The organism is Streptomyces sp. NPDC060035 (assembly GCF_042736635.1).
Taxonomy (GTDB): Bacteria; Actinomycetota; Actinomycetes; order Streptomycetales; family Streptomycetaceae; genus Streptomyces.
Map to the genome: position 1 here is coordinate 24,189 of NZ_JBHWVO010000010.1, position 22,230 is coordinate 46,418.

Below are 22,230 nucleotides of genomic sequence, written 5' to 3' on the forward strand. Positions count from 1 at the left end.
GATCGCGTCCGCGCCCCACCCCCGTGTCGGGCCGCTCAGCTCACGTACCTCGTCTCGAACGCCCGGAAGGACCGCTCCTGGCGCGCCTCCAGCCGCGCCTTCGGGCTGTTCGCGAGCAGCCGTGCGCAGCGCGCAGACTCCAGGACCCGGCACTCCTCGACCGGCCGGAAGCCCTTGCGTACGGGGTCGGGTCGCCACAGGCTGCGGCCCGGCAGGAAGGCGTACTCCAGAGACGCCCGGGCCAGGTCCTTCAGCTCCGGATAGCCGAGCCCGTACGTGCGCGCAGCGCGGCGGTACTCCTGGCCGATGTCGGTGCGTGACACGCCGGGATCGTCCGTGGACAGCACCACCGGGACTCCGTACGCCCGGTACACCGGGAACGGGTGCTCCTCGCCCTCCACCTGGAGGATCTGCGCATTACTGGTGAGTGGCACCTCCACGGCGATCTGCCGACGGGCCATGTCGCGGGCGAGGCGCCGCCAGTTGTCCTCGTACACGAGGTCGACGCCGTGCCCGATCCGTTCGGCCTGCCCCGTGCGGACGGCGCCGGTGATGTGGAACGTGAGCTCTTCGGGCTTCACGAGGCCGGGCACCAATTCACCGGCGTGCAGGGTGATGTGGGCGCGCGGGTGGACCGTGTGCAGGTAGTTCAGCATGCGCATGTGGAGGCGGTAGTCGCGCAGCGAGATCTCGCCGTCCTCCGGCTGGACCAGGTTCACCGCGAGGAACCGCTGGTCGCGCTCGGCCAGGCGCAGTCCCAGGGCGATCTGGGTGAAGACGTACTCCGGAGCGTTGTTGCGCAACACCTGGAAGATCCGGCGCACCGTGAGCCGGCAGCCCGGCCCGGGGCGGCTGCTCGCGCAGTGAGCGGTCTCGCGGAACTCGGCGTCGGCCGTGTCGGACTCCTGCTCGGCGGCGGTGGCCAGTTGGTCCAGCCGGCCATCGGTGAGCAGCTTGCGGTGCAGGGTTGCGAGGTCCGGATCCCACCCGACATCGGCCGCGAGCCTTCTGGTGGCGGCCGCGGCGGGGGTGACCATGGTCTCCAGGTAGACCTGGTTCTGTGCGGCGGCGGCGCCCGCCACATCCGCCAGCAGCTTTCCCGTGTGTGCGGTCGCGGCATCGAACTTGCCGAACGTGGCGAAGAAGTGGTCGTGCCCCGACTCGCCCTGCGGAAAGTCCTGCATGGACCAGGCCCGGATGACGGCCTGCCGGAACCCGGCATCCGCGAGCGCGTCGGTGGCCGGCCGCTTGCCGGGGCCGCACGGCGGCGCGACGGCGGTCATGGTGGCGTCGATGCAGAGGCCGTCGGCGGCGGCGAGCTGGATGAGGTACTCGGTCCGTACCGCACCGGAGAGGTGATTGTGCAGGTCACCTCCCTTGGGCAGGTCCCGGAAGAAACGATCGGCCGCCCCCGCACCCTCTCCATGGGCGTCCAGCCATGCGGCGGTGCGGGTCTCGGCGGCCGTCGTGGGCCGGGGCGGTACGGGGGCGGCGGTGGCGGCGGCCCGGGCCGGCGGACCGGCGGGCAGCGACGGGACGAGGGCCGCCGCGGCGAGCCCTGCGGCCATCAACAACCGGCGGCCGCGCGATGAGGTGCGGTGTACGGAGATCACGCCTTGCATGGTCACGAAGTCCGCGGTGCGCCAACCCGGACCGGGTGCACAGCGCTCGATAAACCATCCGTCCGGGGGACATGGCGGGGTTCGTCCCGCCGACGGGCCCGTCGAAACGGGTGGGGCACTCCCGAATCATGTCGTCGCGCGTTCGGGTGAACGCCGGGGCGGTGATGCCTTGGGGCGCCGGGGCGGCGGACTTCGGGGGAGGTGGGCCCGGCGTGTCGCGTACGCCGGGTTTGGCACAGTGCCGCTCCATGATCGAGGAGCGGGGTGAGCGGTGTGTCCGTGGCGCAGTGGCTGAGTGATCCGGCGGGTCCGGCGGGTCCGGCGGGTCCGGCGGGTGGTGGCGGTGGCAGTGGCGGTCGGCAGGTGCTGAGGCACAGCGACGGGCCGTGGCTGCGGGCTGCGGGGGGTGCGGAGGCGCTGCGTACGCATCTGGGTCCCGTGCCCTCCGAGCTGGCGATGGCGCACGAGGGGCTGATGGCGGGAGCCGGTGACCTGTCGGCGCTGGCGGAGCTCGGCACCGTACGGACGTCGTGGGAGCGGCGGATCGCGGCGGCGCAGGGCGAGTGCGCGAGCCTCGCCGGCAAACTGCGGGCCGTCGCGCGGATCCAGGGCGCGACGAACGAGGCCGTGCGGTCGTCCTTCGCATCGGTGGCAGACAAGGCCGGGGCGCGTTGAAGAGGGCGGCGGGACTGACCTGGCTGGCCTTACGGGACCTGAAATGCGCCGAACTGGAGGGGGCGGCCGACGGATGGGGCCGGGCGAGCAACCGGGCCGACGCGGCGCGCGACCGGATCGACAAGCAGCTCCTGAACGGGCTGCGCGACACGCAGCAGGGGGAAGCGGCGGAGACGGCGGTGGCACGGCTGCGGCAACTGAGCCGGAACTTCCAGTACGTGTACACGGAGTGCGGCCTGCTCCGTACGACGCTGAACAGCCTGGCCCACGAGATGAAGGCGCAGCAGCGGGTGCTGGCGGATGCGCTGGACGATGCGGCTGCGCTGAAGTTCACGGTGCACCCGGACGGCTCGGTGACGTACCCGGCAGCCGGCGAGGGACTGATCGACGGCAAGCCGCTCGGAGGCGGTACGGCGTCGTCGGCCGGGCTACCGGGGCTGCTCGCGCCGTCAGGACTGGCAGCGCCGAACCCGAACACGGCGAAGGCGCAGGACATCGCGGACCGGGTGGCGGGGGTGGTGCGGACGGCTGCCGAGATCGACTGGCGGTACGCGGGGATCCTGCGACGCCTGAAGGCCGAGGAGGGCCTGAAGGTTCCGGACTCGACGTGGAAGGACGCGGCGGGGGATGCGGCGGCGGTCCGGGGTGCGGCGGGTTCGTACCTGCGGAACGGCATCCCGCAGGACGCGACTCCGGCCGAACGGCACGCGTGGTGGGCGGGCCTGACGCAGGAACAGCGCGAGGAGTACCTGGCGGTGTACCCGGACCGGATCGGCAACCTGGACGGGATCCCGGCGCTGGTGAGAGACGCGGCGAACCGGGACAACCTGCAGTTGCTGATCGGGAAACTGGAGGGGCGGGACGATGACAGGTCGGCGACGCAGCTGGCGGGGCTGCGGGAGATCGATCGGCAGTTGCAGGCGGGGACCCAGCCGCCGATGTTCCTGCTCGGCATCGGGGATGAGGGGAACGGGCGGGCGATTGTCTCGTACGGGAATCCTGATACGGCGCGGAATGTGGCGGCTTACGTGCCGGGGTTGGGGACATCACTCGATGAAGAGTTCGCTAAGAACGATCTAAGGCGGGCCCGAGACACAGCGATCGGCGCAAACGAAATGACCCCGGGATCTTCAACTGCCTCAATCGTTTGGCTCGGGTACGACGCACCCCAGGTACCAGCCGGGGATCTCGCGAGCAACTTGGATGTTGCTGGTGAGGGGAATGCCCGGTCTGGGGCATCCGCATACAACAATTTCATGGCGGGGATTTCGTCAACTAATGAGAATGGTGACCCGCACGTAACTGCTATTGGACACTCCTACGGTTCGCTCACGGTTGGCCTTGCTGCACAGGAGCGAGGAGGGATTCCGGGTGCCGACGAAATCATTCTGGTGGGTAGCCCGGGAACGGGCGCGCAGTCTGCGGATGAACTCGGCGTAGGAAAGGATCACGTATTCGTGGGAGCGGCCGAGAATGACACTGTGACAAAGTTGCCCAATAGTCGGGAAGCTAGCGGGCTGGGCAGTGGTGCTGCGGGTGGAGCGTCAGCTGGCTTCGTTCTGGGTTCGACTGCTGGACCAGTGGGCGCTGTCGTGGGTGGTGCGCTGGGAGGAGTCGCGGGCGGCGCTGTCGGATATGCCGCTCAAGATGCGCAGTCGAAGGAGAGTGACGTGTGGTTTGGCACCGATCCCGCGCACGAGGATTTTGGTGCGAATCGCTTTAAGGTTAGCGACGGGCCCTTGCCGCTCCAGCCCGGTCATGGACCGATGGAGGCGCACTCTAACTACTTTCATCCGACCAAGGATCAGATGTCTGCAGACAACATCTCGCGAATCGTTTCGGGTAAGTCTGGAGACATCGTTCGGGAGCGCCCAAGGTGAAGGATCGTATCGCATTTGTATGCGCGGCACTCTTCGTGGTTACGGGGTGTGCCTCGCTGAGCGGCCCGGCAGGATCTGATGGTGGAGAGATTGGAGGCGATATGGATATGCAGGAAGCGGCTGAAAGGGCAGATGCCATCCTTGATGCAACCCTTTCCGGCATTAACCCGGCGGTGCATTGGATGCACGGAGAGTCAACGGAAGGGAGCTGCGATGTCTCGCGTAGGCGCGCAGTTCTAACCTTGATTTCGGAGAGGAGGAGGGGGAGCTTTCTCGGAATCGTGGAGCGAGAATGGAAGCAAGCGGGCTATCGTCAGCTTGGTGTGAACGCGAATGCTGAGAGTCCCGCGACCTATTTTGAGACGCAGGATGGATTTCGTGTGAGGCTGCTCATCGGAGGGGGTGGGCAAGCATTCTTCGAGGTTGCGTCGCCGTGCGTTGCGGAGTCGCAGGTCGCGCCTCCAACTCCACCGCCCGGGGGCGAAGCGCGAGTGGGTGAACCAGTCCCGCCCCCCAACATCCGCTCCACCTTCTGGTCCGCCGGCGCCCCCTGACCCCCCGTAGCCGCCCCTGACGCCCCCTCATGCCCCCATCCACCCGTACACACCAGCGAATCGCGTCGTGAACCCCGCCCGAATGGGGGATGGTTGTGGGGTGCGGAAATACTGGGTGTTCCTCGGCGGCGGCATCGGGCTGGGCCTGTGCTTCATCGCTCTGCTCGTCGTGGGTACGTACTCCGCCGCCGCAGGCATCTCCGGGGCGGGCGGGGCCGTAGGGCTGGCCAAGGGGGCCGTTCCCGCGCGGTATCAGCCGCTCGTGGAGAAGTGGGGCAACCTCTGCCCGGCCATCAACCCCGCTCTGCTCGCCGCCCAGTTGTACCAGGAGTCCGGCTGGAACCCCCGCGCCCGGAGTCACGCCGCCGCGCAAGGCATTGCGCAGTTCATCCCCGGCACCTGGGCCACTCACGGTGTCGACGGGGACAACGACGGGGACCGGGACGTGTGGGATCCGGCCGATGCGATTCCGTCCGCCGCTTCGTACGACTGCGAGCTCGCCGGGTACGTCAAGAAGGTGCCGGGCGATCCGACCGACAACATGCTCGCCGCCTACAACGCCGGGGCCTACCGTGTGATCCGGTCCGGCGGGGTTCCCGCGATCTCCGAGACGCAGAATTACGTCAAAATCATCCGGTCGCTGGAGAAGAGCTTCGCCAAGCCCGTCGGCCGGGTCGCGCCGTCGCAGCAGGCGGCCGGGGCGATCTATTTCGCGCAGAAGAAGCTCGGTACGCCCTACCTCTGGGGCGGCAACGGAACGGCGGACCAGGGCGGGCGGTTCGACTGTTCCGGGCTGACCCAGGCCGCGTACCGGACCGTCGATATCGAGCTGCCCCGTGTGGCCAACGATCAGTACAACGCCGGGCCGCACCCCTCGCGGGACGAGTTGCTCCCCGGTGACCTGGTGTTCTTCTCGGACGACCTGAACAACTCGCGGGCCATCCGGCACGTCGGGCTCTACGTCGGAGGCGGGTACATGATCAACGCGCCGTTCACCGGAGCGGTGATCCGGTTCGACAAGATCGACACCCCTGACTACTTCGGTGCGACGAGGGTCACGGAGGACGGCGCCGCGGCGCTTCCGACCGCCCTCCCGCAGGGCTGACGGACTGTGGACCATGGCCGGAACTCTCCGTGAAGCCCGGGCCCTGAGCAGCGACGATGAGTCACTCTTCGATAACGTCATGGTGATCATTCGGTGGAGAGCGGAACGTACGCAGCGAACAGGCCGTTCCCTGGACTGGGACAGCATGCGCACTGACCATGCGCCACTGGCCAGGACAGTCACGCAGCACGGCGCCACGGCGCACGCAGTACTGAATCGCACCGACCACGGGGGTCCGACCAAAGGCGACGCACAGCGCTGTGCGTCGCAGCAGCAGACAAGGCAAGGGGCCGTAGCAGATGGCTGGACTCGCACTCGATGGGTCGAACCCCGACGTCAGCCTGCTCTACGACATCAACGGGCTGGCGAAGGCCGCTCCTGCCTGGTTCGACCGGGTCATGGAGTTCGTCGGTGAATACGGGATCATGCTCGGCATGGTCCTGGTGGTCCTGTGGTGCTGGTGGAGCGTGCGCCGACGCGGGACGGCCGATGATTCGGTGACGGCAGTCGCCGGGCTCGTGTGGGCACCCCTCGCAGCCGGAATCGCACTGCTCGTGAACATCCCGATCCGGGGTTTCGTGGAGCGGCGGCGTCCGTTCTACGACCATGAGGGGCTCGACGTCCTGGTGGCGGGCAAGACCGACTTCTCCTTCGTGAGCGACCACGCGACGATGGCGATGGCGATCGCGGTGGGGCTCTTCGTCGCCAACAGGAAGTTCGGCCTGGCAGCGATTGCCCTGGCCCTCCTGGAGGGCTTCTGCCGTATCTACATGGGCGTGCACTACCCGACCGATGTGATCGGCGGCTTCGCTCTCGGTACGTCGGTGGCTCTGCTGCTCGCCCCGCTGGCGATGATGCTGCTGACTCCGTTGGTGACGGCCGTGTCCCGTTCCGGATCGGTCGGGTGGCTCGTCCGCTCGCGCCGGCCGGTTGCCGCCGACGACCTGGGTGAGTCGCGCGGGATTCCCGAGCCGCGTCCTGGCTCGGGGCGTGGCGGCTCGCCCGACGAGAAGGATCTCGCTGCGTAGAGGGACTGTGCAGAGGGGCGCCGCAGAGAGGCGCTGCAGAGGTGTACGACGGCCGCAGAGAGGTGTCCCGCAGGGGGCATCCCTCTGCGGCCGTCTTCGTCGTTCGGTGTTCCGGGAATTCTGTTGACGGGGCATCATGTCCACTATTCGGGGGGTGATGCGGTGTGGCTGGGCGTCGGCCGTCACGGCAGGAAGTCAATCGACGGCACGGGCGGGCGGGGTTCGTGGGGCGCCGTGGTGAGCTGGCGGTCTTCCGCGAGACCTTTGCCCGCGATCCGGAAGAGGTGGACTTTCCGTTCCTGTTCCACGTGCGCGGCAACGGCGGCGTGGGCAAGTCGACCCTCGTACGGCAGTGGGAGGCCGCGGCGCGCGAGCAGACCTCGGTGGTCACGGCGTTCGTCGACGACGACGTGCACGACGCGCTCGAGGCGATGGAGACGGTCAGTGCCCGGCTCGGCCAGCAGGGGCACCCGCTGAAGCGGTTCGACAAGCAGCTGGCGACCTACCGTCAGCGCCGGCACCAGGCCGAGAGCGCGGCTCCCGCTCCGCAGGCCGCCCCGGGTGAACCGGGTGCGGCCGGGCCCGTACCGAGCGCCTCGCCGTCCAGCACGGTGGCCGCGCAGGTGGGTCTGGTGGGGCTGGGGATGCTGCCCGGCGTCGGGGCGTTCGTCGGGGCGGTCGATCCGCAGCAGGTGGCTTTGGGCGCCGACCGGATGCGGACGATGCTGAACATGCGGCTGCGCAGCCACGACGATGTGCAGCTGGTGATGAATCCGGTGGCGGGTCTCGCCCCGGTCTTCCTGGAGGACCTGGCGGACGTCTCCGAGCGGTGCGAGCGGGTGGTGCTGTTCTTCGACGTGTACGAGCGGACCGGGCCGGTGCTCGACGCCTGGCTGCAGAGCATCGTCTTCGGTGAGGAGCACGGGAGCCTGCCGGTCAATGTACAGATCGTGCTGTCCGGCCAGCTGCGCCTGGACGCCCGGGTCTGGGGCGACTGGATGGGGCAGGTCACCGAGGTGTGCCTGGAGGTGTTCACCGAGGAGGAGGCCCGTACGCTCCTCACCACTCACGGCGTGGTCGACGAGCCCAGCATCGAGCTGGTCCTGCGTCTGTCCGGGCGGCTTCCGCTGCTGGTCGACATGCTGGCGCGGAGCGACCCGGGCACCGGCGACAGCAGCGGTGATCCGTCCGAGACCGCGGTCGAGAGGTTCCTGAGATGGGAGCCGGATGCGCAGCGCCGCGAGGCCGCGCTGGCCTGCGCGCTTCCTCTTCAGCTCAACGAGGACGTCTACCGTTCCGCCGTTCCGGAAGCCGCCGCCGACGGTTACCCGTGGCTGCGCGGCCTGGCCTTCGTCTCCTCACAGGCGGGCCGGTGCCGCTACCACAACGTCGTCCGCGCCGCGATGCTGCGCCTGCAGCGCACCCGGTCCCCCTCCCGTTGGCAGCAGGCGCACACCCGTCTCGCCGACACGTTCGCGCAGTGGCGGCTGGCGGCGGAGGCCGATCTCGGCACCGACGCCGATGAGCACTGGCAGGACGCCGGCTGGCGTGAGCACCGCCTCAACGAGACGTACCACCGGCTGTGCGCGAACTCCCGCACCGCGCTGCCCGACGCCCTCCATCAGGCGGTTCACGCCATCGATCTCGACCTGGCGACGCTGCGCCGCTGGGCCCAGCTCCTCGGCCAGGCCGGGGAGGACACCGGGACCGCCGTCCTCACGTCCTGGGGCCGGCGGCTGGAGGCCGCCGGGGAGCAGGACACGGCCGGTGTCGCCGTGCTGACGTCGTTGCTGAACGCTCCCGAGCTGGACTCGGCCGGAAGGGGGATGGCGTACCGCACCCGCTCCCGCGAGCATCTGGCCGTGGGCGACTACGCGAGCGCGCTGGCGGACTGCGAAGCGGCCCTGGGCGTCGCGCCGGACACCTCGCGGAACCACGCGGCGCGCGGCGAGACGTACCGGCTCATGGCCCGTCACGAGGAGGCCCTCGCCGACTGCACGCGCGCGATCGAGCTCGACCCCGACTACGAGTGGGCCATCGCCAGTCGCGGGCAGACGTACCTGGCCCTGGGCCGGCACGAGGAGGCTCTCGCCGACTACACCCGCGCGATCGAGCTCGACCCCGGGTACGACTGGGCGGTCGCCAACCGCGGGGAGACGTACCGGCGCATGGAGCGTTTCGATGACGCTCTGGCCGATCTCTCGCGTGCCCTCGACATCAACCCCCAGTACGCCTGGGCCCTGGGCAGCCGGGGGCAGACGTACCAGGATCTGGAGCGTTACGAGGACGCGCTCGCCGATTTCTCGCGTGCCCTCGACATCAACCCCCAGTACGCCTGGGCCCTGGGCAGCCGGGGGCAGACGTACCAGGCGATGGGGCGTTACGGGGACGCCCTCGCCGACTACACCCGTGCCTTCGAACTCGACCCCGAATATGCATGGGCCCTCGCCAGCCGCGGGGAGGCCTACCGGGAACTGGCCCGTTTCGACGAGGCACTTGTCGACTACACGCGTGCCGTCGGCATCAACCCCCAGTACGCCTGGGCCCTGGGCAGCCGGGGGCAGACGTACCAGGCGATGGGGCGTTACGAGGAGGCTCTCGCCGACTACACCCGTGCCATCGAGCTCGCCCCACGTTCCGAATGGATCATCAACGGCCGCGCACAGGTCCATCTGCTCCTGGGCCGCAACGACGAGGCGATCGACGACTGTGCCCGGGCCCTCGACATCGACTCCGAGGACGGCTGGAACGTGGGTCTCCACGCCGTCGCTCTGCGCATGACCGGCAATGAGCAGGAGGCCCAGGAGCAGTTCCGGCACGCTGTCCGGGTGTCTGCCGCTGCCGCGGTGGGAGAGGGCCCGAAGGCTGCGTGGGCGCGCGAGTGCCTGTTCGTCATGACCTGCGCGTTGCCGGACCGGGACGAGGCCGCCGCGCACTTCGACGCCCTTCTCGAAGGTGAGCCGGCCCGGCCTCTGATCCAGGAGATGCGGGAGGACCTGGCGCTTCTCCGGAAGCTCCTTCCGGAGTCAGGACCGGGCACGGACGCCTTCATGCGGCGGCTGGAAGAGATCCTCGAGCGGCCGGCCACCCCTTAGCGGTCGGTCACTCCTCAGCGGCCGACACCCTCAGCGGCCGACACCCTCAGCGGCGGATGCCCCTCAGCGGCCGGACGCACCCCGGCCGCCCGGCATCGCGCTGTGGTGCTGGGCGTCGGTGCGGGCCCGGTCGCGCGAGCGTCTGGCCGGTCCCGACCAGCCGCAGGTGCAGCGGGCCAGGCAGAAAGAGCCTCGTTCGACCGTGGTGGTGGTGTGTGCCGGGGTGGGGGCTTGGACTGCGGAGTCCGGGAGGTCCTCATACACGCGTCCACGGTACTGGGGCCGGTCGGCGACCGGGTACGAGTGGGCCGATCGGCTTCCCGAAGGGCACCGGGTGGGGTGGGGCGGGCTCTTGTGGCGTGACGGCGCGCCCCGGTGGTCGTTAGGCGAGTCGGGCGGGAGCTCGGTCAGGGGTACGACGTCGTTGAGGGTTGGCAGGCGATGGTGGTGCGGCAGCACAGGTGCGGAAGCGGGGCACTGACTGTGTGCGCCCTGGCCATGGCGGGCGTGATGGCGGTGAGCGCCGGGTGCTCCGGCAGGAGTGACGGCGTCGGGACCGGCGAGCGGGCGGTGACCGGGGAAGGCGGAGCCGCCGGAACGTCGGCGGCCGTGGTCCGGCGGGCAGCCGATGAGCTGACCGCTGCGGGCAGCGCCGAGACGCGTACGTCGATGGAGACCGCGGCCGGCGCAACGCGGGTGACGATCCGGGGCCAGGGAGCGTACGACTTCCGCAGACAGCTGGGCCGGATCAAGGTGGTACTGCCGAAGGACGCCGCAGGGGTGGACGGGCACCGGCCGATCACCGAGCTGCTGGCGCCGGGGGCTCTGTACATGAAGAACCGCGGTGCCGGAGTGCCCGACGACAAGTGGGTCAGGATCGACACGACGGCTCTGGAGGACGGCAACCTCGTCACCGGCGGCGTCACCGATCCGATGGCCGCCGCCGAACTCCTGCGTGGTGCGGGCGTGGTGACGTATGTGGGGAGGACGGAGCTCGCCGGGGTGGCGGTCCGCCACTACCGGGGTGTCTCGGACATCGGGCGGGCGGCGGAAGCGGCCTCGCCGTCCGCGCGTGGCGCGCTGGAGGCCGCGGCGAAAGGGTTCAGCACGGACGCGGTGCCGTTCGACGCGTACCTCGACGACGAGGGCCTGCTACGGAAGGTGCGCCACCGCTTCAGCTTCGCTTCCGAGGGACCGGCGGTGTCGGTGGTGTCGACGATGCTGCTGTACGGGTTCGGGGCACCGGTCGTCGTGGAGCTGCCGCCCGCCGGGGACATCTACACGGGCAGGATCCAGCAGGGGCGGGATGGCCCGGAAACACCGTAGGGAGGGGGCTGAAATGGTCCGTCCGTGCCATGCGCGGGGAGTGTTGCGCTCCCTACCCTAGGAAGTCGGTGCGCCAGGAGTCGGCGACGGCAGAGAGAGGTGACGCAGGTGGTGACGCTCAGCGCTCCGAACGCTCAGGACTGTGTGGCTCTCGCCGAGATCGAACTGTGCGGCGAGCTCATGATCGCGGCCTCGGCCGCGTGTGAGGACCGGCTCAGTCCGGACCGTATCGACGAGGTGCTCAACGTCACGACGGCCCTGGCCGAGCGGCCGCCGACGATCCCCCGGCAGTGCACCCACGGGGGGTGAGCCCCTGCTCCGCCGCTGTCGGACATCTCACGGACCGCGTCGGAGTGCGCCGCTTCCCCGCCTCAGGTGCGCAGGAGGCGGGCGATGGCCTTCGTGGCCTCCTCGACCTTCGCGTCGATCTCCGCGCCGCCCTTGACCGCGGCATCGGCGACGCAGTGGCGCAAATGCTCCTCCAGCAGCTGGAGCGCGAAGGACTGCAGGGCCTTGGTGGAGGCCGAGACCTGGGTGAGTATGTCGATGCAGTAGACGTCCTCGTCCACCATGCGCTGCAGGCCGCGGACCTGGCCCTCGATCCGGCGCAGCCGCTTGAGGTGTTCGTCCTTCTGGTGGTGGTAGCCGTGAATACCGCGGTCGTGGTCGGTGACGACCTCTTCCGTACCGGCTGCGTCAGCTGCTTCAGTGGCCTCGGTGGTGGTCATGGGAGTCCTCCGTTGTCCTCTTGCCCTGCGTCCGTAGACCTGTCTGCGCTGTCTGTATACCCCTGCCGGGTATATCGTAACGAATCCAGCCGAAACGTGACCGGGGGGCCGTGCTGATCACTGTGCCCGATGCGCGACACTGAATAACGCCGGTTAGCCGTGGCCGGATGATGCGCCTAGCATCAGCCTGACCGAATCCAAAGCACCCCGAGGACCCCACGTGCGCTTTCGTCTGACCCCCAGGGAGACGAGCTTCTACGACATGTTTTCCGCATCCGCGGACAACATCGTCACGGGCTCGAAACTCCTGATGGAACTGCTCGGGGCGGATTCTGCCTCCCGAGTCGAGATCGCGGAGCGTATGCGGGCAGCGGAGCACGCGGGGGACGATGCCACCCACGCGATCTTCCACCAGCTGAACTCCTCCTTCATCACGCCGTTCGACCGCGAGGACATCTACAACCTCGCGTCGTCGCTCGACGACATCATGGACTTCATGGAGGAGGCCGTCGACCTGGTCGTGCTGTACCAGGTGGACGAGCTCCCCAAGGGTGTCGAGCAGCAGATCGAGGTGCTGGCCCGCGCTGCGGAGCTGACCGCCGAGGCCATGCCGAGCCTGCGGACCATGCAGAACCTCACCGAGTACTGGATCGAGGTCAACCGTCTCGAGAACCAGGCCGACCAGATCCACCGCAAGCTGCTCGCCCAGCTCTTCAACGGCAAGTACGACGCCATGGAAGTGCTGAAGCTCAAGCAGATCGTGGATGTGCTGGAAGAGGCCGCTGACGCGTTCGAGCACGTTGCGAACACCGTGGAGACCATCGCGGTCAAGGAGTCCTGAACCTCGTGGACACCTTTGCGCTGATCGTGACCATCGGCGTCGCGCTCGGCTTCACGTATACGAACGGCTTCCACGACTCGGCGAACGCCATCGCCACCTCGGTCTCCACCCGGGCGCTGACCCCGCGTGCGGCTCTGGCGATGGCCGCTGTGATGAACCTCGCCGGCGCCTTCCTGGGCCAGGGGGTCGCCAAGACCGTCAGCGAAGGGATCATCGCCACGCCCGAGGGGCAGAAGGGGATGGGAATCCTCTTCGCGGCGCTGGTCGGCGCGATCATCTGGAACCTCATCACCTGGTACTACGGTCTGCCGTCCTCGTCCTCGCACGCCCTGTTCGGCGGCATGGTCGGCGCGGCGCTGGCCGGCGGGACGATGGTGCACTGGGACGGCGTCCTCGAAAAGATCGTCATCCCGATGTTCCTCTCGCCGGTCATCGGTCTGGTCGTGGGCTATCTGGTGATGGTCGCGATCATGTGGATGTTCCGGAAGTCCAACCCCCACAAGGCCAAGCGTGGCTTCCGTATCGCGCAGACGGTCTCGGCGGCGGGCATGGCGCTCGGTCACGGCCTCCAGGACGCGCAGAAGACGATGGGCATCGTCGTGATGGCGCTGGTCATCGCCGATGTCGAGGGACCCAACGACGAGATCCCGGTCTGGGTGAAGATCTCCTGTGCGCTGATGCTCTCGCTCGGTACGTACGCGGGCGGCTGGCGCATCATGCGTACGCTCGGCCGGAAGATCATCGAGCTGGACCCGCCGCAGGGCTTCGCGGCCGAGACGACCGGTGCGTCGATCATGTTCGGCTCGGCGTTCCTGTTCCACGCACCGATCTCCACGACGCATGTGATCACTTCGGCGATCATGGGTGTCGGCGCTACCAAGCGGGTGAACGCCGTGCGGTGGGGCGTGGCCAAGAACATCATCCTGGGCTGGTTCATCACCATGCCGGCCGCGGCGCTGGTCGCTGCGCTGAGCTATGGGGTCGTGGTCCTGCTCTTCGGGTGACCGCGTGACCGCGTGACCGAGCCAATGGGTCCGCCCCTGCTCCGATCGGGAGATCGAGAGCAGGGGCGGACCCTTTGCCTTGCGGTGGCACCGCCATGCAGCACCCCAAGGCCGTTTTTGTGGTTATCCGAAGCGGCCCGAGATGTAGTCCTCGGTCGCCTGCACCGACGGGTTGGAGAAGATCCGCTCCGTCTCGTCGATCTCGATCAGACGGCCGGGCTTGCCCACCGCCGAGAGGTTGAAGAACGCCGTACGGTCCGAGACGCGTGCCGCCTGCTGCATGTTGTGCGTCACGATGACGATCGTGAAGCGCTCCTTCAGCTCACCGACCAGGTCCTCGATCGCGAGGGTCGAGATCGGGTCGAGTGCCGAGCACGGCTCGTCCATCAGCAGCACGTCCGGCTCGACCGCGATGGCGCGGGCGATGCACAGACGCTGCTGCTGGCCGCCGGAGAGGCCGGAGCCGGGCTTGTTCAGGCGGTCCTTGACCTCGTTCCAGAGGTTGGCGCCCCGGAGGGACTTCTCGACGACCTCGGCCAGCTGGTTCTTGCGGTACGAGCCGTTCAGCTTCAGCCCCGCGGCGACATTGTCGAAGATCGACATGGTCGGGAACGGGTTCGGGCGCTGGAAGACCATGCCCACGGTGCGGCGCACGGTGACCGGGTCGACCCCGGGTCCGTACAGATTCTCGTCGTCCAGCAGCACCTTGCCCTCGACGCGGCCACCGGGGGTGACCTCGTGCATGCGGTTCAGGGTGCGCAGGAAGGTGGACTTGCCGCAGCCGGACGGGCCGATGAAGGCGGTCACGGAGCGGGGCTCCACGGTCATCGAGATGTCCTCGATGGCCTTGTGGGAGCCGTAGTAGGCGGTGAGCCCGCCGATGTCGATTCGCTTGGCCATGAAAATCACTGCTTCTTTCGGAGGTCGCTGTTGGCCGCGTCAGCGACCGGTCTTCGGGGCCTTCCAGCGGGCGATGCCACGGGCCGCCAGATTGAGGATCATGACGAAGGCGATCAGGACCAGGGCTGCGGCCCAGGCGCGGTCGTAGGACGCGGCCTCGCCGACCTTGTACTGCTCGTAGATGTAGAAGGGCAGCGAGGACTGGGCGCCTTCGAAGGGGTTCGTATTGATCAGCTGGCTGCCGAAGACCAGCAGGATGATCGGTGCCGTCTCCCCCGCGATACGGGCGACGGCGAGCATCACGCCCGTGGTGATGCCGCCGATCGCGGTGGGGAGGACCACCTTCAGGATGGTGCGCCACTTGGGGATGCCCAGGGCGAGGGAGGCCTCGCGGAGCTCGTTCGGGACGAGCTTGAGCATCTCCTCGGTGGAGCGGACCACGACCGGGATCATCAGGATCGTCAGGGCGAGCGCGCCCATCAGGCCTGACGGCTCGATGCTCGCGATCAACATGATCGACAGGATGAAGAGACCGGCCACGATCGACGGGATCCCGGTCATCACGTCGACGAAGAAGGTGACGGACCTGGCGAGCGCGCCCTTGCCGTACTCGACGAGATAGATCGCGGTCAGCAGTCCGAGCGGGGCGGAGATCACCGTGGCGATGCCGACCTGCTCCAGGGTGCCGATCAGCGCGTGGTAGACGCCGCCGCTGTCCTCCGAGCCGAGGACTCCGGCCATGGAGTGGGTGAGGAAGTATCCGTCGAGGCGCTCGGAGCCGCGGCTGATGGTGGTCCAGAGCAGCGAGGCGAGCGGAACGACGGCGACGAGGAAGCACACCCAGACGACGCTGGTGGCAAGGCGGTCCTTGGCCTGGCGCCGGTTCTCGACCACGGTCGTCATGACGTAGGAGATGGCCAGGAAGAGCAGGGCGGAGATCAGGCCCCACTGCACGCGGCTGTGCCAGCCGGCGGCGACGCTGATGCCGACGCCGAGCGCGATCGCGACGGCGCCGAAGCCGAGCGGGGACCAGCGGGGGAGGCTGCGGCTGCTGAGGCTGCCCTTGCGGTGTTCCGGAGAGGTCCGCGGACGGTTGTCCTGGACGTCGGTCGTGGTGGCGTTGCTCATGCGTTGGCCCCCGAGTACTCCTTGCGGCGGGCGATGATGAGCCGGGCCGCGCCGTTGACCAGCAGGGTGAGGACGAAGAGGACGAGGCCCGAGGCGATCAGGGCGTCGCGCCCGAATTCGTCGGCCTCGCCGAACTTGGCCGCGATGTTCTGCGCGAACGTCCCGCCGCCGGGGTTGAGCACGTGCAGCGAGATGAGGAAGCTCGGCGACAGGACCGTGGCGACAGCCATCGTCTCGCCGAGCGCCCGGCCCAGGCCCAGCATCGAGGCGGAGATGATCCCGGAGCGGCCGAAGGGCAGGACCGAGAGGCGGATGACCTCCCAGCGGGTGGCTCCGAGGGCGAGCGCCGCCTCCTCGTTCATCTTCGGGACCTGGAGGAAGACCTCGCGGCTGACGCTGGTCACGATCGGCAGGATCATGATCGCGAGCAGGACGCCGACGGTGAAGAGCGAGCGGGCGACGCCGACCTCGGTCTTCTCGAAGATGTACGTCCAGCCGAAGAACTGGTCGAGCCAGAGGTTCAGGCCCTCCAGGTACGGCACGAGGACGAGCGCGCCCCAGATGCCGTAGACGATGCTGGGCACGGCGGCGAGCAGGTCGATGACGTAGGCGAGCGGGGCGGCCAGCTTGCGCGGCGCGTAGTGCGAGATGAAGAGGGCGATGCCGACAGCGATCGGAACCGCGATGAGCATCGCGATGATCGAGCTGACGACGGTGCCGAAGAGGAGGACCGCGATGCCGAAGACCGGCGGGTCACCGGCCGGGTTCCAGTCGAAGGTGGTGAGGAAGTTGCCCTCGTCCTTCGATATCGCGATGACTGCGCGGTAGGTGAGGAACACGGCGATCGACGCCATGATCACGAGCAGCAGGATGCCCGAGCCCCGCGAGAGGCCCAGGAAGATCTTGTCGCCGGCGCGCCCGGTGGTCTCGGGGCGGCCGCGCGTTGCCGGCGGAGCCGGTGGGATGTCGAGCGGTGTCGTGGAAGCCATGATCTTTCCGGTCTGTGTGGGGGAGGGACGAGCTCCCCTGGCGGCGGTGCACCGGATGGGGCTGGTGGCGGGCCGGTCCGGAGGGATGCGCCGGACCGGCCTGCCGTGTGTCGTGCGCGGTACGGGTTACGAGAGGGCGGCGACCGTCTCGCGGACCTTGGCGTTGATCTCGGCGGGGATCGGCGCGTAGCCGGCCTCGGAGAGGACCTTCTGGCCCTCCTCGGAAGCGGCGTAGGTCAGGAAGGACTTGACCGTGCCGAGGGTCTCGGCCTTGTTGCCGGTGTCGCAGACGACCTCGTACGTCACCAGGACCAGCGGGTACGCGCCCTCGGCCTTGGTCGTGTAGTCGAGGTCGAGTGCCAGGTCCTTGCCGGTGCCCTTGACCTTGGCGGCGGCGATGGCCTTGGAGGCGTTCTCCGAGGTGGCCTCGACCGGGGCGGCGCCACCGGTGTTGATGTCGACGGTGGTGATGTCCTGCGAGGCGGCGTAGGACAGCTCGAAGTAACCGATGGAGCCGTCGACCTGCTTGACCTGGGTGGCGACACCGGAGGAACCGGAGGCGGCCTGGCCACCGGGCGCGGGCCACTTCTTCTCGGCCTCGTACTTCCAGTCGCTCGGGGCCGCGGCGTTCAGGTACTTGCCGAGGTTCTGCGTGGTGCCGGAGTCCTCGGAGCGGTGGAAGGGCTGGATGGCCTTGTCCGGCAGCTTGACGCCGTCGTTGAGCTTGGCGATCGCCGGGTCGTTCCACTTCTTGATCTTGGTGTCGAAGATCTTGGCGAGCGTGGGGGCGTCGAGCGTGAGCTTGTCGACACCCTCGAGGTGGAAGCCGATCGCGATGGGGCCGCCGACCATGGGGAGGTTGATGCCCTGGCCGGTCTTGCAGATCTTCTTCGATTCGGCGACCTCTTCGGGCTTCAGGGCCGAGTCGGAGCCCGCGAAGCCGACGGTGCCCTGGTTGAACGCCACGATGCCCTCACCGGAGGAGGAGGAGTTGTAGTTGACCTCCACACCGGAGCAGGCGGCCATGTAGTTCTTGACCCAGAGGTCCATCGCGTTCTTCTGGGCGCTCGACCCGGAGGCGCGCAGCTGGCCCTCGGCGCCGTCGCACTTGATGTTCGACGCGGCGGCGCTCGTCTTGGTGCCGCCGTTCGCGTCGGCACCGGTGTTGTCGTCCGAACCGCACGCCGTGAGGACCAGGGCGCCGGAGACGGCGAGGGCACCGAGCGCGGTGGCACGAAGCCGGTTCTTGCGCTGAAGCTTCACTTTCGGGGTGTTCCTTCCAGGAGCCGCCGCGGCTGTGGATGCGAGGCGGCGTGCGATGAGGAATGGTGCGGTGGCTTGGCGCCGTGCACCGTGTACGTCCGAAATTAGGCAGAACAGGTGAAGCGCCCTACGGGGCAGAGTGAACGGAAGGTGAACCGTGCCGGGCGGGCTGGTTCCGGTGCGGCAGGCTCGGCGGGGGCTGTGCCCTCATCGCCGGTCCCGGCCCGCATCAGGCGGTCGGCGTCTCCAGGAACGCGTCCAGCTGGTCGCGGTCGCGGGGGCGGGTGAGGCGGTTGCGGGCGGCCGTGGGGGAGAGCCAGATCAGCCGGTCGACCTCGTCGTTGGGCACGAATGCGCCGTCCGTCGCCTCGGCCGCCCAGTAGGTGACCTCTTTCGGGCGGCCGTTCACCAGGTACCGGGACGTGGGCAGCCCGGTGCCCGGGGTGCAGTGGTGGCCCGTCTCCTCCAGGACCTCGCGCAGGGCGCACTCCAGCGCCGTCTCGCCCCGCTTCAGCTTTCCCTTGGGGTAGGACCAGTCGTCGTAGCGGGGCCGGTGGACCAGGCAGATCTCCAGTCCTCCGTCGCACGGCGACCGGCGCCACAGCACACAGCCCGCAGCCAGAACGGGGCCGCTGCCGGTGTCGCTCACGGTGTCGTCACGGCCGCCGCCGCGTACGGCCAGGTCTCCCGGAAGACGCTGCGGGCCGCCTCCACCTCGTGCCGCTGGTCGGCGTGGAGCACCCCCAGGGCGTACGCCGTCGCCGGGGCGATCCGCGGGGTGCGGGCCGCAGCTGCCGCCGCTGCGGCGGCCTCCGCCGCGTCCCGGTGCAGGTCGAGAGCGTGCCCCGCCCCGGCCAGGACCGGATCGTGGGTGCCCGGGACCACCTCGTGGGCGTACCGGTGCAGCCGAAGCAGCAGGCGGGCCTGGTGCCAGAGCGCGTCCTGGGTGTCGTTGTACGGCTCCACCGTCTCGTCGGGCGGCAGCGCGGCCACCGCACCGAGCATCCGCTGCTCGGCCCGCTCCGCGGGGCCGTTCAGCACTTCGGCGGCCGGGGCGGTGGCGGCGGGCGCCAGGGGGACCTCGGAGGCCAGCAGCGCGACAGCGTCCGCGACCGCGTGGAAGCGGGAGGAGCCGAGCGCCTGGAGCGCCGCCGAGTGGGCGCGGGTCCTTGCGAGGGTCAGCCGGCGTTCGAGGAGGGCCCCGGCCCGCGCCGCACCGACGCCGAGCGCGGCCCGTTCCGTGTCGCGGGTGTCGCGCATGTCGCCGCTGTCGCCGCTGCCTGCGGGCGCTGCCGCCCGGGCTGCCGGGAGCGAGGCGCCCGAGAGCTGGTGGAGCGCCTCCAGCAGCCGGGCCAGCCGGGTGGCGTACGCGTGTTCGCGGGCCAGCGTGCCGGAGAGCCAGGTCAGTTCCGTGCGGAGCTGGTCGGCCCAGACCGGATCGAGCGCCCCCCGGAAGGTGTGCAGCGTGCCGCTGATCCGCCGCGCGGAGCGGCGCAGCGCACCGGCGGCCTTCTCGGCCCCCTGGGTGCCGGCGTCCGTCGGGGCGCTGTGCTCGCGGTGCAGGCGCAGGCTCCGCAGGAAGTCGGCGGCCTGTTCCCGCAGGTAGGGGGCGAGGACGGCCTCGGCGGAGAGGTACGGTGCCTGAGTTGTCGTCAGGTGGTCAGGGCGTCGCACGCCGGCGCCTCCGTGCGTCGATGAGCATCTCTTGTACGTGCCGCAGCGGCTGGCCGTCCGCGTCCGTGGCGTGCCGGGTCCAGTTCCCGTCGGGACCGAGGTGCCAGGAGGACGTGGTGTCGGACATGCCTGTTTCCAGGAGCCTGCTGAGGGCGGCGCGATGGGCGGGGTCGGTGACGCGGACCAGTGCCTCGATCCGGCGGTCGAGGTTGCGGTGCATCATGTCGGCGCTGCCGAACCAGACTTCGGGCTCTCCGCCGTTGCCGAAGGAGAAGACCCGGGAGTGTTCGAGGAAGCGGCCCAGTATCGAGCGGACCCGGACGTTCTCGGAGAGCCCGCTGACGCCGGGGCGGATCGCGCAGATGCCGCGTACCCAGATGTCGACCGGTACGCCGGCCTGCCCGGCCCGGTAGCAGGCGTCGATGATCGCTTCGTCGACCATCGAGTTGACCTTGATGCGGACGTAGGCGGAGCGGCCCGCGCGGTGGTGGGTGATCTCCTTGTTGACGCGGGCGATCAGTCCGTCGCGCAGGGACTTCGGGGCGACCAGCAGGCGGCGGTAGGTCTCGCGGCGCGAGTAGCCGGAGAGCCGGTTGAAGAGGTCGGAGAGGTCCGCGCCGACCTGCGGGTCGGCGGTGAGCAGGCCGAGGTCCTCGTACAGCCTGGCGGTCTTGGGGTGGTAGTTGCCGGTGCCGACGTGGGAGTAGCGGCGCAGCGTGTCGCCCTCCTGGCGTACGACGAGCGACAGCTTGCAGTGGGTCTTGAGGCCGACGAGACCGTAGACGACGTGGCAGCCGGCCTCCTCCAGCTTGCGGGCCCACTTGATGTTGGCCTGTTCGTCGAAGCGGGCCTTGATCTCGACGAGGACGAGGACCTGCTTGCCGGACTCGGCGGCGTCGATCAGGGCGTCCACTATCGGGGAGTCGCCCGAGGTCCGGTACAGGGTCTGCTTGATCGCGAGGACGTCCGGGTCGCCCGCCGCCTGCTCCAGGAAGGCCTGGACGGAGGTGGAGAACGAGTCGTACGGGTGGTGCAGCAGCACATCGCGTTCGCGCAGGGCGGCGAAGATGTCGGGCGCGGAGGCGGACTCGACCTCGGCGAGATCGCGGTGGGTGCCCGCGATGAACTTGGGGAACTTCAGCTCCGGCCGGTCCAGCGACGCTATGCCGAAGAGCCCGGTGAGGTCGAGCGGGCCCGGCAGCGGGTAGAGCTCGGTCTCGGAGATCTTCAGCTCGCGTACGAGGAGGTCCAGCACGTACGGGTCGATGGACTCCTCGACCTCCAGGCGGACCGGCGGGCCGAAGCGGCGCCGCATGAGCTCCTTCTCCAGGGCCTGGAGCAGATTCTCGGCGTCGTCCTCCTCGACCTCCAGGTCCTCGTTCCTGGTGACCCGGAACATGTGGTGGGCGAGGACCTCCATGCCGGGGAAGAGCTCTTCGAGGTGGGCCGCGATGATGTCCTCGATGGGGACGTAGCGCTGCGGCGACGCCTCCAGGAAGCGGGTGAGCAGCGGCGGCACCTTGACGCGGGCGAAGTGGCGGTGGCCGCTGACCGGGTTGCGTACGACGACGGCGAGGTTGAGCGAGAGGCCGGAGATGTACGGGAAGGGGTGCGCCGGGTCGACGGCCAGCGGGGTCAGCACGGGGAAGACGCGCTGCCGGAAGAAGGTGAACAGGCGGGCCTGTTCCTTCTCGGTCAGCTCGGGCCAGCGGATGAGCTGGATGCCCTCGTCGGAGAGTGCGGGCGCGATGTCCTGCTGGTAGCAGGCGGCGTGCCGGGCCATGAGCTCGCGCGAGCGGGTCCAGATCAGGTCGAGGACCTCGCGGGGCTGGAGCCCGGACGCGGAGCGGGTGGCGACGCCGGTGGCGATACGGCGCTTGAGCCCGGCCACCCGGACCATGAAGAACTCGTCCAGGTTCGAGGCGAAGATGGCGAGGAAATTAGCCCGTTCGAGGAGGGGTGTGGCGGGATCCTCGGCCAGCTCCAGCACCCGTTCGTTGAACGCGAGCCAACTGCGTTCCCGGTCCAGGAACCGGCCCTGCGGCAGCTCGTCGCCGTCCGTCTCCGGCTCGTACGTGTCGGCGTCGTTGTCCAGATCGGGGTCCAGGTCGGCGGCTGTGGACAGGCCGGCGGGTGCGGACGACGAGCCGGCGACGGCGTTCGGCCGGTGCGCGGCGAGGGAGCCGACCGACGGCTGGGCGGGCTGGACCGGGACCTCGGAGCTGGGCTGCTGGCTCATGGACCTATTCTTCCGCGCGTTCGGCTCCTGGGGCGCGTCGGAGCCGTTAAAGATCGCGGAAGATGCGGGAGTGGTCAGTGAACCGGGGTGGCTCCCGTTGCGGGGGGTGGGCACAGCTGGCTGCATCCCGTGAGGGTCGCAAGCGTGTCTGAATGGCTGGTAACGACGACATGACGTGC

19 protein-coding genes are annotated in these 22,230 nt (G+C 69.1%); 9 read left to right on the plus strand and 10 right to left on the minus strand.

Features of this window, described 5'->3' with window-relative positions:
• Window positions 1–35: 35 nt before the first annotated feature.
• Window positions 36–1,622 carry an adenosine deaminase gene (locus ACFWBQ_RS17610; protein WP_385489889.1) on the minus strand — a complete coding sequence of 529 codons (1,587 nt, stop codon included), beginning with the start codon at window positions 1,620–1,622 and terminating at the stop codon, window positions 36–38.
• Window positions 1,623–1,886: 264 nt separating this feature from the next.
• Between ACFWBQ_RS17610 and ACFWBQ_RS17615 the strand changes: the two genes are divergently transcribed.
• The 5 genes from ACFWBQ_RS17615 (at window position 1,887) to ACFWBQ_RS17635 (ending at window position 9,959) form a co-directional block, all read left to right on the plus strand.
• Window positions 1,887–2,297 (plus strand): hypothetical protein, encoded by a 411-nt coding sequence (locus ACFWBQ_RS17615; RefSeq protein WP_385489268.1) that lies wholly within the window; start codon window positions 1,887–1,889, stop codon window positions 2,295–2,297.
• Complete coding sequence (locus ACFWBQ_RS17620; RefSeq protein ID WP_385489891.1) at window positions 2,267–4,177, plus strand: alpha/beta hydrolase; 1,911 nt, start codon at window positions 2,267–2,269, stop codon at window positions 4,175–4,177. Before ACFWBQ_RS17615 ends, ACFWBQ_RS17620 begins: the two co-directional genes overlap by 31 nt.
• Before the next feature lie 669 nt (window positions 4,178–4,846).
• On the plus strand, window positions 4,847–5,836 hold the full coding sequence (locus ACFWBQ_RS17625) for an NlpC/P60 family protein (RefSeq protein ID WP_385489894.1): 990 nt from the start codon (window positions 4,847–4,849) through the stop codon (window positions 5,834–5,836).
• A gap of 299 nt (window positions 5,837–6,135) precedes the next feature.
• Window positions 6,136–6,864: a phosphatase PAP2 family protein gene (locus tag ACFWBQ_RS17630; protein WP_385489270.1), complete on the plus strand. Its 729-nt coding sequence runs from the start codon at window positions 6,136–6,138 to the stop codon at window positions 6,862–6,864.
• 224 nt (window positions 6,865–7,088) lie between these two features.
• Window positions 7,089–9,959: a tetratricopeptide repeat protein gene (locus tag ACFWBQ_RS17635; RefSeq protein ID WP_385489273.1), complete on the plus strand. Its 2,871-nt coding sequence runs from the start codon at window positions 7,089–7,091 to the stop codon at window positions 9,957–9,959.
• 63 nt (window positions 9,960–10,022) lie between these two features.
• Here ACFWBQ_RS17635 and ACFWBQ_RS17640 read toward each other — a convergent pair whose 3' ends face one another.
• On the minus strand, window positions 10,023–10,223 hold the full coding sequence (locus ACFWBQ_RS17640; RefSeq protein WP_385489276.1) for a hypothetical protein: 201 nt from the start codon (window positions 10,221–10,223) through the stop codon (window positions 10,023–10,025).
• A 177-nt stretch (window positions 10,224–10,400) separates the two neighbouring features.
• Here ACFWBQ_RS17640 and ACFWBQ_RS17645 point away from each other — a divergent pair, with 177 nt between their 5' ends.
• Both ACFWBQ_RS17645 and ACFWBQ_RS17650 read left to right on the plus strand, forming a co-directional pair.
• Window positions 10,401–11,285, plus strand: a complete 885-nt coding sequence (locus tag ACFWBQ_RS17645) for a hypothetical protein (protein WP_385489279.1) — start codon at window positions 10,401–10,403, stop codon at window positions 11,283–11,285.
• Window positions 11,286–11,384: 99 nt separating this feature from the next.
• Complete coding sequence (locus ACFWBQ_RS17650) at window positions 11,385–11,594, plus strand: hypothetical protein (RefSeq protein WP_385489282.1); 210 nt, start codon at window positions 11,385–11,387, stop codon at window positions 11,592–11,594.
• Window positions 11,595–11,656: 62 nt separating this feature from the next.
• Here ACFWBQ_RS17650 and ACFWBQ_RS17655 read toward each other — a convergent pair whose 3' ends face one another.
• Window positions 11,657–12,013, minus strand: coding sequence for a metal-sensitive transcriptional regulator (locus ACFWBQ_RS17655; protein WP_385489285.1), 357 nt, complete (start codon window positions 12,011–12,013; stop codon window positions 11,657–11,659).
• Window positions 12,014–12,233: 220 nt separating this feature from the next.
• Here ACFWBQ_RS17655 and ACFWBQ_RS17660 point away from each other — a divergent pair, with 220 nt between their 5' ends.
• Both ACFWBQ_RS17660 and ACFWBQ_RS17665 read left to right on the plus strand, forming a co-directional pair.
• Window positions 12,234–12,854 (plus strand): DUF47 family protein, encoded by a 621-nt coding sequence (locus ACFWBQ_RS17660; protein WP_329208774.1) that lies wholly within the window; start codon window positions 12,234–12,236, stop codon window positions 12,852–12,854.
• A gap of 5 nt (window positions 12,855–12,859) precedes the next feature.
• Entirely contained in the window at window positions 12,860–13,858 is a 999-nt protein-coding gene (locus ACFWBQ_RS17665) for an anion permease (RefSeq protein ID WP_385489289.1), read from the plus strand.
• A gap of 123 nt (window positions 13,859–13,981) precedes the next feature.
• Here ACFWBQ_RS17665 and pstB read toward each other — a convergent pair whose 3' ends face one another.
• From pstB to ACFWBQ_RS17700, 7 genes are all read right to left on the minus strand, one after another.
• Window positions 13,982–14,758, minus strand: a complete 777-nt coding sequence (gene pstB / locus ACFWBQ_RS17670) for a phosphate ABC transporter ATP-binding protein PstB (protein ID WP_385489292.1) — start codon at window positions 14,756–14,758, stop codon at window positions 13,982–13,984.
• Between the two features lie 39 nt (window positions 14,759–14,797).
• Complete coding sequence (gene pstA, locus ACFWBQ_RS17675) at window positions 14,798–15,886, minus strand: phosphate ABC transporter permease PstA (RefSeq protein ID WP_385489295.1); 1,089 nt, start codon at window positions 15,884–15,886, stop codon at window positions 14,798–14,800.
• A complete protein-coding gene (gene pstC, locus ACFWBQ_RS17680) occupies window positions 15,883–16,875 on the minus strand; it encodes a phosphate ABC transporter permease subunit PstC (protein ID WP_385489297.1) in 993 nt (330 codons plus the stop codon). The genes pstA and pstC overlap by 4 nt, the downstream gene beginning before the upstream one ends.
• 126 nt (window positions 16,876–17,001) lie before the next feature.
• Window positions 17,002–18,138 carry a phosphate ABC transporter substrate-binding protein PstS gene (pstS, locus tag ACFWBQ_RS17685; protein WP_385489300.1) on the minus strand — a complete coding sequence of 379 codons (1,137 nt, stop codon included), beginning with the start codon at window positions 18,136–18,138 and terminating at the stop codon, window positions 17,002–17,004.
• Window positions 18,139–18,367: 229 nt separating this feature from the next.
• Window positions 18,368–18,787 (minus strand): NUDIX hydrolase, encoded by a 420-nt coding sequence (locus ACFWBQ_RS17690; RefSeq protein WP_385489303.1) that lies wholly within the window; start codon window positions 18,785–18,787, stop codon window positions 18,368–18,370.
• Entirely contained in the window at window positions 18,784–19,812 is a 1,029-nt protein-coding gene (locus ACFWBQ_RS17695; protein WP_385489306.1) for a CHAD domain-containing protein, read from the minus strand. The genes ACFWBQ_RS17690 and ACFWBQ_RS17695 overlap by 4 nt, the downstream gene beginning before the upstream one ends.
• Complete coding sequence (locus tag ACFWBQ_RS17700; RefSeq protein ID WP_385489309.1) at window positions 19,799–22,051, minus strand: RNA degradosome polyphosphate kinase; 2,253 nt, start codon at window positions 22,049–22,051, stop codon at window positions 19,799–19,801. The genes ACFWBQ_RS17695 and ACFWBQ_RS17700 overlap by 14 nt, the downstream gene beginning before the upstream one ends.
• Window positions 22,052–22,230 lie beyond the last annotated feature (179 nt).